Origin of the sequence: Rhodoferax sp., assembly GCF_034520025.1 — a bacterium.
Taxonomy (GTDB): Bacteria; Pseudomonadota; Gammaproteobacteria; order Burkholderiales; family Burkholderiaceae_C; genus Allorhodoferax.
In genome coordinates this window covers 1,596,479-1,610,716 of record NZ_JAXHNZ010000002.1, presented here as the reverse complement: position 1 = coordinate 1,610,716, position 14,238 = coordinate 1,596,479, and the positions used below count along the sequence as shown (strand labels likewise).

Below are 14,238 nucleotides of genomic sequence, written 5' to 3'. Positions count from 1 at the left end.
TCCCTTAAAAATCAAGGTGTTGCGGGTTTGGAAAAAGATTCCTGCCAGCCGCACCAAAAAGTAAAGGTCTGCAATCGCAAGGTTGCAGACCTTTTTCTTATTCCGATTCCGAAATAGGCGAATCCATGAGCAAGGCTTTTACCAAAGAGTCCGATGGTGCAGACGACGATGATCTGCAACTGCCTGCGCTACCGGCTGGTGGCAAAAACTACATCACCCCCCAAGGCTTTGCCACACTGCGCGACGAGTTGCTCGACCTGATCGACAACGAACGCCCCAAAGTCGTGGAAATCGTGCATTGGGCGGCCAGTAACGGTGATCGCTCGGAAAACGGCGATTACCTCTATGGCAAAAAGCGGCTGCGCGAAATCGACCGACGCATCCGTTTCTTGACCAAGCGCCTGGAGATTGCGGAGGTCACAGACCCCTCGCTGCACCACGGCAACAAGCAGATTTTTTTCGGCGCTACGGTGACCTATGTGGACGATCGGGATGTGGAGCGCACCATCACGATCAAAGGGATTGACGAGTCCAATAGTGCAGCCGGTGAGGTGAGTTGGATATCACCCATCGCGCGCACACTGCTCAAGGCCCGCGAGGGTGATGAGCTCAAGTTGGTCATGCCCGACAGGGTGTGCGACATCGAGGTGCTGCGGGTGCAATACCCGCCGCCGCTTCCAGCCTGAGGCTTTGACGAAAAGCGCCGCGGGCTAGAGGCTCAGCCCGTCCCGTTGGTGGCGCGTTGGGCGCGCAATACAAATGGGGTGCGCCGCAGGTTGCGCAGCACGACATCGAGGTGCGCGGTATCGCGCACACCCACCAGGAAGCGCATATCGGCGACATCGCGTACGCCATCCTGCCCCATGTCGATGTGGATGATGTCCGCTTCTGCGGACGCCAGAGCGGCAGCCACTTTCGCGAGCACCCCTTTGCCGTTATTGACGGTGACCTGCAGGCCAGTTTCGAAGGCGCGTACCGGCTCATCGGACCAGTCGACGCCGATAAATCGTTCGCGGTCTTTGGCCAGTAATTTGCGGGCAACGCCGCAATCACCCATGTGAACTACGAGGCCTTCGCCACGCCCCAGGTAGCCCACGATGGAGTCGCCCGGCACCGGGCGGCAACATGGCGCAAATTGCACAGATGCGTTCTCGCTTCCGTCGAGCGTGATGGAGCTGAGTGTGTTGGTCTCATGCGCGGTAAACCGCTCCCTAGTGAGGAGTAGCGCATCAGGTCGTTCACCGGCTTCGCTGAGCAGGTTGACCATGCGTTTAGCCACAATATTGGCAATACGTTTGCCCAGCCCGATGTCGGTCAACAGCTCGTGTTTGTTTTTGTTGCCTGTAAATCGCAGCAGCTTTTCCCACAGGACCTGGTTTGCTCCAGTTTCCTCCGGAAAGCTCTCGATTCCTTCGGCGCGCAAAGCCTGCGCCAACAGGCGGTCCCCCAAGCTTTCAGACTCGGTTTGCTCCATGGTTTTGAGGTGGTGGCGAATCTTGGAGCGTGCCCGACCGGTGCGCACAAACCCCAGCCATGCGGGGTTGGGGGTGGACACTGCGGCGGTGACCACTTCGACAACGTCGCCATTCTTGAGTTCGGTGCGCAAAGGCACCTGTTCGCCATTGATGCGCGCTGCGACGGTGCGGTCGCCGATGTTGCTGTGAATCGCGTAAGCAAAGTCCACTACCGTAGCTCCGCGCGGCAGGGCCATGATCTGGCTCTTGGGGGTGAACACATACACCGCGTCCGGGAACAGATCGACCTTCACATGGTCCCAGAACTCCGCCGCGTCCCGTGTTTCATCCTGAATATCGAGGAGTGACTGCAGCCACTTGGTGCCCAGCCTATCGGCAGTGCCGTCTTCAGGGTTGTTGACCTTATAAAGCCAGTGAGCAGCGACGCCGGACTCGGCCACCACATGCATGGCTTCGGTGCGCATCTGGAATTCGATATTGATACCGGCGGGCCCAACAAGGGTGGTGTGCAGCGATTGGTAGCCGTTGACTTTGGCGATCGCAATATGGTCTTTGAACTTGCCGGGTACCGGTTTGTAGAGCTGGTGTAACAGGCCCAGTGCGGTGTAGCAGTCGGTGACGTTGGGTACCAGCACCCGGAATCCATAAATATCAGTCACCTGCGCAAAGCTCAGGTGCTTTTTGTCCATCTTCTGGTAAATGGAGAAAAGTGTCTTTTCGCGTCCTGCGATGCGGATCGGCATCTTGGCTTCGCCGAAGACCGCTTCCACTTCTTTTTGCACTTTCTGGATCAGGTCACGCCGGCGGCTGCGTGCCTTGGACACTGCTTTAGCAAGTACGGTGTACCGCCAAGGCCAGATATGTTGAAAGGAAAGGTCTTGTAACTCGCGGTAGGTTTGATTCAAGCCCAGGCGGTGCGCAATTGGGGCATAAATGTCCAGGGTTTCTGACGAAATGCGGATCCACTTGCTGCGCGGCGTATCCGACAGTGTGCGCATGTTGTGCGACCGGTCCGCAAGCTTGATCAAAATCACCCGAACGTCGCGGGCCATGGCCAGCAGCATTTTGCGGAAGGACTCGGCCTGGTTTTCTTCCCGGGTGTTGAACTGAAGCTTGTCGAGCTTGGTTAAACCGTCGACCAGTTCTGCCACCGGTGAGCCAAACTTTTCGATCAGCTCAATTTTGGTAATCCCGCAATCCTCCAGCGCATCGTGCAGCAGGGCTGCCATCAAGGCTTGCGCGTCTAGCTTCCACTCCGCACACTGAGCCGCCACGGCGATCGGATGGGTAATGTAAGGCTCTCCGTTGTTGCGGAGTTGGCCTAGGTGGGCTTCATCAGCAAAACGATAGGCCAAGCGCACTTGCTCCACATCGCTGCTGCTGAGGTAATCCAGCTTGGCAGTCAGGCTGGCAAAGCTGGCGGCAGCGGCGTTCACTGCGGCAACGGTTGCGCCCGGTTTGGCGGCTTTGCCGTGGTTTGCGGCATTCGGTGGTGATTGGAGGAGACTGCCCATGGTGTAACTGTAGCGTGATGGAGCGGCTTGTGTCATCCAAACGAAAAAAGCACCGCGAGCGGTGCTTTTTTCGGAGTGAGCAAGTGCTTACAAAGGAACTTTCTTCAGCATTTCCAAGCCGACTTTGCCAGCAGCAATTTCGCGCAGCGCAGTCACGCCGGGCTTGTTCTTGCTCTCGATCTTGGCGGTATGGCCTTGGCTCAGCATGCGGGCGCGGTAAGTCGCAGCCAAAACCAATTGAAAGCGGTTAGGAATTTGCGCGAGGCAGTCTTCAACAGTGATGCGGGCCATGGAGTTCTCCGGAAAGCTAGAGGATGTTCAGCGCTTGAAACGTCTCTGCACGGGCGCGGCGCTGAGCAGAAATTTTGAGTCGCTGGGAGTGGACAATGGTTTTCAGATCGAAAAGCGCACGGTCGAAAAGTTCATTGATTATAACGAAGTCGAATTTATCGACTTGTGCGACCTCAACTTGGGCATTCCTCATCCGCATGTCAATGATGTCAGCGGCATCTTCACCTCGGCGTTCCAGTCGGGAGCGTAGTTCCTCCCAGCTGGGCGGGAGGATGAAGATGCAAATCGCATTGGCGAATACATTTTTAATTTGTATCGCTCCTTGGAAGTCGATTTCCAAGACTACATCTGCGCCCATGGCCATGCGGTCTTCGATCGCTTTTTTGGAGGTGCCGTAACGCTGACTATGGACGTGAGCCCATTCGACAAACGCATCCGCTTCTATCAGGGCATCAAATTCTTGTGGTGAGGTAAAAAAATAATCACGACCATGCTTTTCTTGCCCTCTGGGCTGGCGTGTCGTATGGGAAACGGAGAGTTGCAGGCGCGAGTCAACTTCCAGCAAGGCTTTGACCAAGCTTGATTTGCCGGCCCCGCTGGGGGCTGCAACAACAAAAAGATTTCCGGGGTAGTCCATCGACTGAGGCTCCGTGATGCGGTGTCTAAAGTCGCCTTATTCTATGTTCTGCACTTGCTCCCGCATTTGCTCGACCAAAACCTTCATGTCTACCGAAATATGGGTCAGCTCCAGGGCCGCAGATTTGGAGCCCATGGTGTTGGCCTCGCGATGAAGTTCCTGGATCAAAAAGTCCAGGCGTTTGCCGATCTCGCCGCCCTTTTTAATCAGCCGCTCCAGCTCATCAAGGTGGGAGTTCAGGCGGGTGATCTCTTCCGCCACATCAATACGGATCGCAAAGGCGGTAGCCTCGGTGAGTGCTCGGTCTTGCGCTGCCTCCGGCAGAGTGGTGCCTTCTGTCAGGGCCATGGCCTCTTTCCAGCGCTCCATGAAACGGGTGCGTTGTTGCTCCACCAGCTTAGGTACCAACGGACCCGCTTGCTCCGCGAGGCTGCGCAGTTGGGCGATATGGCCCAGCAGCATGGTGGCGAGCCGGGCGCCTTCACGCTGGCGGGCGCTCAGTAATTCTTTGAGCACTTTTTCGGCCAAGGGCATCACGTCGGCACTCCAGTCGCGGCTCGTGCCCTGCTCAGCTGCTGCCAAACGGATCACGTCAGCAACGCTCAAGGGGTTGGCACTGGGCAGCCACGCGCGGATGTTGTCTTGGGCGGCGTTGAGCTTTTGTAGCAGTTTGGGCGTAGCTTCAGGAATGCTGCTGGTGCTGGATGTCTCCACAGAGGCCCGAACTTCGACCTTGCCGCGCTTGAGTTTGCTGCCCAGCAATTCCCGTAGGGCGGGCTCGAACTGGCGCAGGTCCTCGGGGAGTCGGAAAGTCAGGTCAAGAAAGCGGCTATTGACGGAGCGCACCTCCAAGCCCAGCTGGGTCACCGGTTGGTTGCGGGCTTCACCCTCAGGGGCGGAATGGGCTGTGCTGTGCTGTGCACTGGCATAGCCGGTCATGCTGTAAACTGGCATCAAGGGCTTTAGCGGCGATGGAAACGGCCCCGAGAATAACCCGTTTCAACACCACATCACGAGTGATCCCACTGCACCTATGTCAAAGGTCAAGCCAGCGCCTCTTCCCCCGGACACCATCATCGGCGGATACCGCATCATCCGCAAAGTCGCAGCCGGGGGCTTCGGCTTGGTGTACTTGGCGCTCGATGCCGAGGGCCAGCAAGTTGCGGTAAAGGAATATTTGCCCTCGTCACTGGCCTCCAGAGCGCCTGGCGAGTTGCTGCCACAGGTGCAAGCCGAAAAGCTGTCTTTGTACCGCTTGGGTTTGAAGAGTTTTTTTGAAGAAGGCCGCTCACTGGCGCAGATTTCGCACCCGTCGGTGGTGAGCGTGTTGAACTTCTTCCGTGAAAACGAGACCGTCTACATGGTCATGAATTACCTGGAAGGCGCTGCCTTGCAGGATTTCATCGTGACCGCGCGCGACCAGAAAAAGAGCAAGGTATTCCGCGAGTCCACCATCCGCTCGTTGTTTGACGAAATTTTGCGGGGTCTGCGCATCGTGCACCAGCACAAGATGCTGCACTTGGATATCAAGCCCGCCAATATCTTCATCACCGATGACAACCGCTCGGTGCTGATCGACTTCGGTGCAGCCCGTGAGGTGCTGAGCAAAGAGGGCAACTTCATCCGTCCGATGTACACCCCCGGTTTTGCTGCGCCCGAAATGTACCGGCGCGACGCTTCCATGGGGCCCTGGACCGACATCTATGCAATCGGGGCTTGTATCTACGCCTGTATGCAGGGCTACCCGCCCAATGAAGCGCCACAGCGTATTGAAAAAGACCGCATCGCCACTGCCTTAGCGCGCTTGCGGGGCGTCTATTCCGACAACCTGATTGAGGTGGTCGAATGGTGCATGGCACTGGACCCGCTGTCCCGCCCGCAATCGGTTTTTGCGTTGCAAAAAGAGCTTTCGCGCGAGGGCGAGCGCCGCTACACCAAACTGACAGTCACCGAAAAAGTGCGCATGCAGTTTGACTCCATAGTCGCAGACACCAAGAAAACCGTCATGGGTGCAGCCTCTGATGCGCAAGGGGCTCGGCCGAAATGAAGTTTTCTGTGTTCCAGATCAGCCGCAAAGGCGGCCGAGAAAAAAACGAAGACCGGATGGGGTATTGCTACACCAAGTCCTCCGGTATATTTTTGTTGGCCGATGGCATGGGGGGGCACCCGGAAGGGGAGGTCGCCTCGCAAATGGCATTGCAGGTCATTTCTGCGATGTACCAGAAGGAAGCGCAGCCTGAATTGATGGATGTGCGCGACTTTTTCAACAAAGCCATTCTTGCCGCGCACCGCCAGATTCTCCGGTACGCAGCCGAACGCAATTTGCCCGATACCCCGCGCACCACCCTGGTAGCCGCCGTGGTGCAAGGTGGTGCCGCACACTGGGTGCACTGTGGTGACTCACGCCTGTATTTTGTGCGCCAGGGTGAGCTGCTGACCCGCACCCGCGACCACTCGTATTCGGAGCAGCGGGACATGGAGCGGCCGAGCGGCGCGCCCATCAACTTCAACCGCAATGTGCTGTACACCTGCTTGGGGTCTCCCACCCGCCCCGTGTTTGATGTGACCGGGCCGGTGCCCTTGCATCAGGGCGACCGCATGATGCTGTGCTCCGACGGGCTGTGGGGGCCTTTGCAAGATGACGATATTGTGTTTCACATGTCGCAAAAGCCGGTGGCGGAGTCTGCGCCTGATCTGGTGGAGCAGGCCATGCTGCAGGGCGGCCCGAATTGCGACAACGTCACACTGATCGCGATGGAGTGGGAAACCCCTGACAGCTTCGAGTCGACCCGTGGAGCGATCTCGACCGACAGCATTCACGATGGCGTATTCGCTTCGACGGTGCAGGCGGCATGGGCTGACTCTGAGGTAGAAGACTTGGATGACGCAGCCATTGAGCGCTCGATCGCCGAGATCAATGAAGCGATTCGCCGCTCCGCAGCCCGCAAGCTTTGAGTAGTTCCGGCTCTGCCGAATTTTTGAGGATCACTCCATGAACACCATGGTTCGCAGCGCTAACCGCGCCGCCGATGCACTGCGCCCGGTGCGCATCACCCGCCACTACACCATGCACGCTGAGGGCTCGGTGTTGATTGAGTTCGGCAACACCAAGGTGCTGTGCACCGCGTCGGTGGAAGAGAAGGTGCCACCGCACAAACGCGGCAGTGGTGAGGGTTGGGTCACCGCCGAATACGGCATGTTGCCTCGCGCCACCCATAGCCGCAGCGACCGCGAGGCCGCTCGCGGCAAGCAGACCGGCCGCACCCAGGAGATTCAACGCCTGATTGGCCGTTCGTTGCGCGCCGTGTTCGACCTGAAGAAACTGGGTGAGCGCACTATCCAGCTCGATTGCGACGTGATCCAGGCTGACGGTGGCACCCGCACCGCAGCCATCACCGGCGCATTTGTGGCCGCGCAAGACGCGGTCAACGGCCTGCTGGCTGCAGGCAAGATTACTGAGACGCCCATCACTGCTTCGGTGGCCGCCATCAGCGTCGGCATTGTGGAAGGCACCCCCTTGCTGGACTTGGAGTACACCGAAGATTCGGCCTGCGATACCGATATGAATGTGGTGATGACCGGTGCCGGCCACTTTGTAGAAGTGCAGGGCACGGCTGAAGGCGTGGCCTTCACCCGCACCGAGATGGACCAACTGCTGACGCTGGCAGAAAAGGGCGTGGGTGAACTCATGCTATTGCAGCAACAGGCACTATCAAAATAATAGCTGCTCGCGCATATTCTGCGTGGGCTAGAGGCTTATTTCATATGAAGATTGTTCTTGCATCCAATAACCAAGGCAAGCTCGCCGAGCTCAATGCCATGTTCGCCCCGCTGGGCTGTGAGTTGGTGCGCCAGGGCGACCTGGGCGTGCCCGAGTCGCCCGAGCCGTTTCGCACCTTTATTGAAAACGCGCTGGCCAAGGCGCGCAACGCAGCACAGCACACTGGCCTGCCCGCGCTGGCCGATGACGCCGGGTTGTGTGTGGACGCCTTTGGTGGCCTGCCGGGGGTGGACACGGCCTACTACGCCACCCAGTTCGGGTACGCCAAAGGGGACGACAACAACGTCACCGCCCTGCTGGAGCAAATGAAGGGCGTGACCAACCGCCGCGCCGCACTGGTGAGCACTCTGGTGGCGGTGCGCAGTGTGGACGACCCGGAGCCGCTGATTGCAGTGGGCCGCGTGGTGGGGCTGATTGCGCCTGAGCCGGTGGGCAGCAACGGCTTTGGCTTCGACCCGGTGATGTGGATTCCGGAGTTCGGCCAGACCTTTGCCCAGCTGCCGGTGGAGGTAAAGAACACCCACAGTCACCGTGGCCGTGCGGCTGCGACTATGGCAGCCTTGATCCGGTCGAACTGGCTCGGAGGCTGAAGCGCATGATTCCGATCACGCCCGCTGCCGATGGCGCTGCTGCGGTACAGCGCGACATTCAGCACTACATGCGCCCGGGCAGTTTGCAGTTCAGCGCGCTGCCGCCGTTGTCTTTGTATGTCCATCTGCCCTGGTGTATCAAGAAGTGCCCTTACTGCGACTTCAATTCCCACGAGCAGGCCAAAGACGGCCTTCAAGAGAGGCGCTATGTCGACGCTCTCATCGCCGACCTGGAGGCGGCCTTGCCTTTGATCTGGGGACGCAACATCCACAGCATCTTCATCGGCGGCGGCACGCCCAGCCTGTTTTCACCGGAGGCTATTGACCGCTTGCTGGGCGATATCCGCGCCCGGCTGCGGCTGGAGGCGGACTGCGAAATCACCATGGAGGCCAACCCTGGCACCTTTGAGAAAGACCGTTTCAAGGCTTTCCGGGGTGCGGGCGTGACGCGGCTGTCCATCGGGGTGCAGAGCTTTAACGACACGCACCTCAAAGCCCTGGGCCGGGTGCATGACCGTAAGCAGGCGCTGGCGGCGGTGGAAGAGGCGGCTGCCTCGTTCGATACCTTCAACCTCGACATCATGTACGCGCTGCCGGGGCAGACGCAGGCGCAGCTCGATGAAGACTTGGCCACCGCGCTGCAGTTCCAGCCGCCGCATATTTCGATCTACCACCTGACCATCGAGCCCAACACCTATTTCGCCAAGTTTCCGCCGCAAATCCCCGAAGATGACACGGCCTACGCCATGTTGGACCGCATCACCGAGGCTACGGCCGCAGCGGGAATGGACCGGTACGAGGTGTCGGCCTATGCACGCCAAGGACACCGCTGTTTTCACAACGTCAACTACTGGCAGTTTGGCGACTATCTGGGCATCGGCGCTGGCGCGCACAGCAAGCTCAGCTTTGCCCACCGGGTGGTGCGGCAAGTGCGCTTTCGTGATCCGGCCCGCTACATGGAGCAGGCTCTGACCGGCCATGCCGTGGCGCAAGACGACGAGGTGGCTCGCGCCGATTTGCCGTTTGAGTACATGCTCAACGCCTTGCGCTTGCGCAATGGCTTCGGGCTGCGCGACTTCACCGAGCGCACCGGTCTGGCCATTACCGCCATCCAAAAAGGGCTGGAGGAGGCCGAGCGCAAAGGCCTGATTGAGCGGGACTTTGCCCGCGTGCGCCCCACGGTGAAAGGCTTCGACTTTTTGAGTGACTTGCAGGAAATTTTCCTGTCCAATTCGGACTGAACGGGCTGCGCCGCGGTCTGCCCGGCCTTGCAGGGGGACGCCATGTTTTCGGTTTACGGTACAGCGGGGCAGATATTCCGGGGTTCGCTCGAAGAGTTGGGCAAAGTAGCCGGCATACGCCGCGCCGCGCGCACCCGCCGCATCGAAGCGCTGGGGCTGGATGCCCAGGATCACGGCTCTCCGCGATTTGCGGATGTGCTCAGCGCACCGGGCCACGAAACACCCGCGCCCGACATTGCACACCGGGCAGCACTGGCCGCCTATGGTGAGCTTCGCAAACCTGCGCAGATTCGCCAGCCCTTGACCCGTGTGGCCGACATCATGAGCTTGGAGGTGATCACCGTGTCTGACACCTCTACCATCGAAGGCGCTTGGGCCCTCCTGAACCAACACAGCATTGCGCAAGCCCCTGTGGTGTCGGCAGAAGGTGTTTTGGTGGGGCTGCTCACCCGTGCGGAGTTGACGCGCGCCGAGCACCTGCCCAAGGCCGATGCCCATGCATTGGTGTGGCGCGCCTTTCTGGCCCAAAGCGTGCAGGACGTGATGTGGACCCCGGTGCCCAGCGTGGCTGCGGATACCGACATCCGCCGGCTTGCGCGCGTGCTGTTGGACACCGGCTTGCCCGGTTTGCCGGTGGTGGACGACGCAGGGGCCGTGCGTGGCTTTGTGTCCCGCTCCGACATTCTGCGCGCCGTGGTGGCCGACCCGCCGCTGGACTTGTGGACTTGAGCGTTCAGTAGCTGCTTACCGCTTGCCTTGGGGCTCCATGTGGTCGCGGTGGGCCAGTGCGGGAAAAAGCTTGAACCACAAACCCGCCACCAGCATGGTGCCGATGCCACCAACCACTACCGAGCCCACCGGGCCCCACATCGCCGCCGTGGCGCCGGACTCGAATTCGCCCAGCTGGTTGGAAGCTCCGATGAAGATGGAGTTGACAGCGGCGACGCGGCCGCGCATTTCGTCCGGTGTTTCCAATTGCACTAGGGTGTTACGGGTGATCACGCTGATGCAGTCCGCCGCACCGGTCACGATGAGGGCGAACAGGGACAACCAAAACGATTCGGACAGGCCGAACAGCACGGTGGCCAGCCCGAACACCGCCACAGCGCTCAGCAGGCGCTTGCCCACATGTCGGCGCAAGGGCCAGCGGGTGATCACCAGCGACATGGCGAGCGCGCCCACTGCAGGAGCTGCTCGCAAAAAGCCCAGACCCGTAGGCCCGGTGTGCAGGATGTCGCGCGCATAAATCGGCAGCAAGGCGGTCGCGCCGCCCAGCAACACCGCAAACAAGTCCAGCGAACTGGCACCCAGCAGCAGCTTGCGTTCCCACACAAAGCGCACGCCGGCAAACAGGGTTGACCAGTTGGCAGCCAAGTTGGAAGGTTTGTGCTGGTAATGCACTGCCAGAATCAGGCCGGTGGCCAGCAACATCAGCGCGGTGCAGCAGATGTACACATTGGTAGGCCCGAGCGCGTAGAGCAGCCCGCCCAGCGCAGGCCCGCTGATGACCGCGATTTCCATGCCGGTGGAGCTGAGTGCTACCGCGCGCCCGAGCAGGTTGGTAGGCACCAGCAGGGCGACCATGGCTTGCTGAGCTGGCATCTGGAAGGCGCGGGCCAGGCCGAGCACGACGGAGATGAGCAGGATGAGTTCGCGGGATGCATAGTTACCCATAGTGGCGCTCAGCAGTGTGAGTGCCACGCCGGCCTGCAAGGCCATGCAGGCCGCAAAGATACGGCCACGGTGCAGGCGGTCGGCCACATGCCCGGCGGGCAGCGTCATCACCAAGGCTGGCACAAACTGGAATAGCCCGACCAACCCAAGGTCCCAGGCGCTGGAGGTTAGGTCGTACATATGCCAAGCCACCGCCACCATGAGCATCTGGTTGCCCATGATGCCGGCAATGCGGGCGAACCAATAACGGACGAAGGCTTGGTGCTTGAACAGCGCCGAGAGAGGGGGGAGGGATGCGTCGGTGGTCATGAGGCGGCGTTGTGACGCCTGAGCACTGCGCCAAAGAGGTATTTGGCGGAAGCTGTGAGATTCGAACTCACGGAGGGGATAAACCCTCGCCGGTTTTCAAGACCGGTGCCTTAAACCGCTCGGCCAAGCTTCCAGAGCTCCATATTCTATCCGGCCTTGAGCATGCCTTTGGTTTCGATGAACGCAATCACCTCTTTCAGGCCGGTCAGGTCTTTGAGGTTGGTCATGGCAAAGGGCTTCATGCCTTTGGGCGTGTTGCGCATGCGTTCGGTGTCGGCGCGCATCACATCCAGGTTGGCGCCCACGTGGGGGGCGAGGTCGGTCTTGTTGATAACGAACAAATCGCTCTTGGTGATGCCGGGGCCGCCTTTGCGGGGAATCTTCTCACCCGCCGCCACGTCGATCACGTAGATGGTCAGGTCACTCAGCTCGGGGCTGAAGGTGGCGGCCAGGTTGTCGCCGCCGCTCTCCACAAACACGATGTCGGCGTTGGGGAAGTCCACCAGCATGCGGTCGATGGCCTCCAGGTTGATGGAGCAGTCTTCGCGGATGGCGGTGTGCGGGCAGCCGCCGGTTTCCACGCCCATGATGCGCTCGGCGGGCAGGGCGCCGCTCACGGTGAGCAGGCGCTGGTCTTCCTTGGTGTAAATATCGTTGGTGATGGCGACCAGGTCGTACTGGTCGCGCATGGCCTTGCACAGCATTTCCAGCAGGGTCGTTTTGCCGGAGCCCACAGGCCCGCCTATGCCCACGCGTAAGGGCGGCAGGGTCTTGGTGCGGTTGGCGATGTGGTGGAGTGCGGACATGGTTTTGCTATAAAAAAGTGAGCTTCTCGCGCAATTTCAACGGGCGCTAGGAGCGGAAAAGCCTTGAATACTGCACCTCATGCTGGCTGCTCAGAATAGCCAGCATGGGGCTGAAGGCTTGGCGGGTGTCGTCGCTCACGCTCAGGGCGTAATCGACGGCGGAAGGAATCTCGGCGGTCAGCGCGGACAAGATGCGCTGCCCCGCACTTTGGCCCAGCGGCACGGCCTTGATGGCGGCCTGCATCATGTTCTCGGCCCAGCCAAAGGCAAAGGCCAGCAGGCATTCGCGCACTGGCGCTTGCGTGGCGCTGGCCGCCAGCGCGAATGCAATGGGGTAAGTCGGTTCTTGCGAAGCGAGCAGTGCAATTTGTGCGGGCGTGGCCGTGGTGTGGTTCTTCAACCATTCCAGCAGGCTCTTGCCCATTTGTTCGGTTTGCGCGCGCAGCTCAGCGCTCTCGCGGGTTTGCAGCACCCAGGCATTGAGCTCGGCAATGCGGGGCTGGTCGTCTGCGCGCCAAGCGGCAATGGCCTGAGCCACCGCAGGCAGCTCCGAGCGGGCCAGCGTCATGTGCAGTTGGTCGACCAGCCAAACAGATGCTTCACTTTCTGTAGCGGCTCGCGCAGTGTCTACGGCCGCTTCAAGGCATTCGGAGTAGGAAAAGCCACCAATCGGCAAGGCCGGGGAGGCCAGCCACATGAGCTGCATCAGGCTGCTGTCGAGCATGGCGTTTGGGGTTTACTGGTCGCCATGATGGTGGCCATGGTCGTGATCATGGTTGCAATCCGGGCCATGCACATGCGGTTTGGCTTGCACTGCCACGGGAATGCCGCGCAGGGTAGCTGCATGCTTGGGCGCGTGGTCAGGGTTGTGCCCTGCATGGGAATGGCTGTGGTCATGCCCATGGTCGTCGTGATCGTGTCCATGATGATGGCCGCCGTGGTGGCCACCGGTGGCATAGGCGCCGTTCTCGGGCTCAAACGCTTCGTCTACCGCATTCACGATCAGGTGCATGGCGCGCAGCATGTCGGCCAGCACGTGATCGGGCTCAATCTTTAAGTGGTCGGGCTGCAGCTCGATGGGCACATGGCGGTTGCCCAGGTGGTAGGCGGCGCGGATCAGGTCGAAAGGTGTGCCGTGATTGCGGCAGTGGGTGATCTTCAGCACCGCTTGGGGCGCGGCTTTGGCGACGATGAGCGAGCCGTCTTCGGCTACCAGTACATCGCCACCGCGCACCACGGTGCCACGGGGCAGAAACACACCGATCTGGCGGCCTTGGCTGTCGGTGGCGTCAAAGCGACTTTTCTGGCGCACGTCCCAGTCCAGTTCGACGGTGGCGGCGCGCTTGACAAGGACCGGTGCCAGGCCTTGGCCTTGGGGGATGCATTTAGAGACTTGGAGCATATGAATTCAGGTGAATAAAGTTTGCTGGCATTGTGGCGCAGCTGCATACGGCCCGCTTACGCCAGCTGCTTGGTCATGAACAAGCTGTAGGGGTCGAGCACGTAGTCGGCAAAGGGGCCGCATTCGACAAAACCTTGCCGGGCATAGAGCTCTCTTGCCGCTGCAAACGGGGCGTGTGAGCCGGTCTCTAGGCTGATATGGCGCATGCCGCAGCCTCGGGCATGGGCTTCAATGTGCTGCAGCATGGCCCGAGCAACGCCCTTGCGCAGGTGGGCATCCGCAGTGCGCATGGATTTGAGTTCGCCGAGCGTGGGTGTCAAGGTTTTGAGGGCACCGCAGCCCATCAAGTCCTCGCCATTCCATGCAGCCCAGAAGCGGATGGATGGGTGCCGCAAAGCGTCTAAATTCAGTGCGTGCACGCTGCCGGGAGGCGAGTGCGACTGGCTGGAGCGCAGGTGGGCCGCCAGCAGTGCTTGCACCTGAGGATGCTCCAGGCCACCCGCGATGATCTGCATGGC

16 protein-coding genes and 1 tRNA gene are annotated in these 14,238 nt (G+C 60.2%); 7 read left to right on the top strand and 10 right to left on the bottom strand.

Translation table 11 applies throughout. The features are described from left to right. The first annotated feature begins 125 nt into the window (after window positions 1-125). Window positions 126-686: a transcription elongation factor GreB gene (gene greB / locus U5L73_RS15955; protein ID WP_322563255.1), complete on the top strand. Its 561-nt coding sequence runs from the start codon at window positions 126-128 to the stop codon at window positions 684-686. A 32-nt stretch (window positions 687-718) separates the two neighbouring features. Here the strand turns inward: greB and U5L73_RS15950 are convergent, their stop codons facing one another. From U5L73_RS15950 to U5L73_RS15935, 4 genes are all read right to left on the bottom strand, one after another. Then, window positions 719-2,989 carry a bifunctional (p)ppGpp synthetase/guanosine-3',5'-bis(diphosphate) 3'-pyrophosphohydrolase gene (locus tag U5L73_RS15950; RefSeq protein WP_322563254.1) on the bottom strand — a complete coding sequence of 757 codons (2,271 nt, stop codon included), beginning with the start codon at window positions 2,987-2,989 and terminating at the stop codon, window positions 719-721. Between the two features lie 87 nt (window positions 2,990-3,076). Beyond that, window positions 3,077-3,280, bottom strand: coding sequence for a DNA-directed RNA polymerase subunit omega (gene rpoZ / locus U5L73_RS15945; RefSeq protein ID WP_313873934.1), 204 nt, complete (start codon window positions 3,278-3,280; stop codon window positions 3,077-3,079). A gap of 16 nt (window positions 3,281-3,296) precedes the next feature. Next, window positions 3,297-3,917, bottom strand: coding sequence for a guanylate kinase (gmk, locus tag U5L73_RS15940; protein WP_322563253.1), 621 nt, complete (start codon window positions 3,915-3,917; stop codon window positions 3,297-3,299). Between the two features lie 36 nt (window positions 3,918-3,953). Continuing rightward, window positions 3,954-4,871 carry a YicC/YloC family endoribonuclease gene (locus U5L73_RS15935; protein ID WP_322563252.1) on the bottom strand — a complete coding sequence of 306 codons (918 nt, stop codon included), beginning with the start codon at window positions 4,869-4,871 and terminating at the stop codon, window positions 3,954-3,956. Between the two features lie 79 nt (window positions 4,872-4,950). Here U5L73_RS15935 and U5L73_RS15930 point away from each other — a divergent pair, with 79 nt between their 5' ends. Genes U5L73_RS15930 through U5L73_RS15905 form a run of 6 tightly spaced genes read left to right on the top strand, consistent with a single transcriptional unit; the run spans window position 4,951 to window position 10,258 of the window. Beyond that, window positions 4,951-5,964 (top strand): serine/threonine protein kinase, encoded by a 1,014-nt coding sequence (locus U5L73_RS15930; protein WP_313873931.1) that lies wholly within the window; start codon window positions 4,951-4,953, stop codon window positions 5,962-5,964. Next, window positions 5,961-6,872: a PP2C family serine/threonine-protein phosphatase gene (locus tag U5L73_RS15925; protein WP_322563251.1), complete on the top strand. Its 912-nt coding sequence runs from the start codon at window positions 5,961-5,963 to the stop codon at window positions 6,870-6,872. The genes U5L73_RS15930 and U5L73_RS15925 overlap by 4 nt, the downstream gene beginning before the upstream one ends. Before the next feature lie 37 nt (window positions 6,873-6,909). After that, on the top strand, window positions 6,910-7,638 hold the full coding sequence (gene rph, locus U5L73_RS15920; protein ID WP_322563250.1) for a ribonuclease PH: 729 nt from the start codon (window positions 6,910-6,912) through the stop codon (window positions 7,636-7,638). 44 nt (window positions 7,639-7,682) lie between these two features. After that, window positions 7,683-8,288, top strand: coding sequence for a non-canonical purine NTP pyrophosphatase (locus U5L73_RS15915; protein ID WP_322563249.1), 606 nt, complete (start codon window positions 7,683-7,685; stop codon window positions 8,286-8,288). Window positions 8,289-8,293: 5 nt separating this feature from the next. After that, the gene (gene hemW, locus U5L73_RS15910; RefSeq protein ID WP_322563248.1) at window positions 8,294-9,529 is read left to right on the top strand and encodes a radical SAM family heme chaperone HemW; all 1,236 of its coding nucleotides are present in this window, start codon (window positions 8,294-8,296) and stop codon (window positions 9,527-9,529) included. 42 nt (window positions 9,530-9,571) lie between these two features. Then, complete coding sequence (locus U5L73_RS15905) at window positions 9,572-10,258, top strand: HPP family protein (RefSeq protein WP_322563247.1); 687 nt, start codon at window positions 9,572-9,574, stop codon at window positions 10,256-10,258. Window positions 10,259-10,273: 15 nt separating this feature from the next. On the opposite strand, the gene U5L73_RS15900 is transcribed toward U5L73_RS15905, so the two are convergent. From U5L73_RS15900 to U5L73_RS15875, 6 genes are all read right to left on the bottom strand, one after another. Further along, the gene (locus tag U5L73_RS15900) at window positions 10,274-11,512 is read right to left on the bottom strand and encodes an MFS transporter (protein WP_322563246.1); all 1,239 of its coding nucleotides are present in this window, start codon (window positions 11,510-11,512) and stop codon (window positions 10,274-10,276) included. A 43-nt stretch (window positions 11,513-11,555) separates the two neighbouring features. Further along, a tRNA-Ser gene (locus U5L73_RS15895) sits at window positions 11,556-11,645 on the bottom strand. A gap of 13 nt (window positions 11,646-11,658) precedes the next feature. Beyond that, window positions 11,659-12,318 carry an urease accessory protein UreG gene (gene ureG, locus U5L73_RS15890; protein WP_087494823.1) on the bottom strand — a complete coding sequence of 220 codons (660 nt, stop codon included), beginning with the start codon at window positions 12,316-12,318 and terminating at the stop codon, window positions 11,659-11,661. 46 nt (window positions 12,319-12,364) lie between these two features. Continuing rightward, window positions 12,365-13,042: an urease accessory protein UreF gene (locus tag U5L73_RS15885; protein ID WP_322563245.1), complete on the bottom strand. Its 678-nt coding sequence runs from the start codon at window positions 13,040-13,042 to the stop codon at window positions 12,365-12,367. Window positions 13,043-13,054: 12 nt separating this feature from the next. After that, on the bottom strand, window positions 13,055-13,720 hold the full coding sequence (gene ureE, locus U5L73_RS15880; RefSeq protein ID WP_322563244.1) for an urease accessory protein UreE: 666 nt from the start codon (window positions 13,718-13,720) through the stop codon (window positions 13,055-13,057). 56 nt (window positions 13,721-13,776) lie between these two features. Beyond that, the gene (locus tag U5L73_RS15875) at window positions 13,777-14,235 is read right to left on the bottom strand and encodes a GNAT family N-acetyltransferase (RefSeq protein ID WP_322563243.1); all 459 of its coding nucleotides are present in this window, start codon (window positions 14,233-14,235) and stop codon (window positions 13,777-13,779) included. Window positions 14,236-14,238: the final 3 nt, after the last annotated feature.

Bases quoted from the DNA above. Each gene is read 5' to 3' on its own strand.
- U5L73_RS15925 (WP_322563251.1), top strand. From the start codon at position 5,961: ATGAAGTTTTCTGTGTTCCAGATCAGCCGCAAAGGCGGCCGAGAAAAA.
- U5L73_RS15905 (WP_322563247.1), top strand. From the start codon at position 9,572: ATGTTTTCGGTTTACGGTACAGCGGGGCAGATATTCCGGGGTTCGCTC.
- rpoZ (WP_313873934.1), bottom strand. From the start codon at position 3,280: ATGGCCCGCATCACTGTTGAAGACTGCCTCGCGCAAATTCCTAACCGC.
- gmk (WP_322563253.1), bottom strand. From the start codon at position 3,917: ATGGACTACCCCGGAAATCTTTTTGTTGTTGCAGCCCCCAGCGGGGCC.
- hemW (WP_322563248.1), top strand. From the start codon at position 8,294: ATGATTCCGATCACGCCCGCTGCCGATGGCGCTGCTGCGGTACAGCGC.
- rph (WP_322563250.1), top strand. From the start codon at position 6,910: ATGAACACCATGGTTCGCAGCGCTAACCGCGCCGCCGATGCACTGCGC.
- U5L73_RS15935 (WP_322563252.1), bottom strand. From the start codon at position 4,871: ATGCCAGTTTACAGCATGACCGGCTATGCCAGTGCACAGCACAGCACA.
- ureE (WP_322563244.1), bottom strand. From the start codon at position 13,720: ATGCTCCAAGTCTCTAAATGCATCCCCCAAGGCCAAGGCCTGGCACCG.
- U5L73_RS15885 (WP_322563245.1), bottom strand. From the start codon at position 13,042: ATGCTCGACAGCAGCCTGATGCAGCTCATGTGGCTGGCCTCCCCGGCC.
- greB (WP_322563255.1), top strand. From the start codon at position 126: ATGAGCAAGGCTTTTACCAAAGAGTCCGATGGTGCAGACGACGATGAT.
- U5L73_RS15915 (WP_322563249.1), top strand. From the start codon at position 7,683: ATGAAGATTGTTCTTGCATCCAATAACCAAGGCAAGCTCGCCGAGCTC.
- U5L73_RS15930 (WP_313873931.1), top strand. From the start codon at position 4,951: ATGTCAAAGGTCAAGCCAGCGCCTCTTCCCCCGGACACCATCATCGGC.
- ureG (WP_087494823.1), bottom strand. From the start codon at position 12,318: ATGTCCGCACTCCACCACATCGCCAACCGCACCAAGACCCTGCCGCCC.
- U5L73_RS15950 (WP_322563254.1), bottom strand. From the start codon at position 2,989: ATGGGCAGTCTCCTCCAATCACCACCGAATGCCGCAAACCACGGCAAA.
- U5L73_RS15875 (WP_322563243.1), bottom strand. From the start codon at position 14,235: ATGCAGATCATCGCGGGTGGCCTGGAGCATCCTCAGGTGCAAGCACTG.
- U5L73_RS15900 (WP_322563246.1), bottom strand. From the start codon at position 11,512: ATGACCACCGACGCATCCCTCCCCCCTCTCTCGGCGCTGTTCAAGCAC.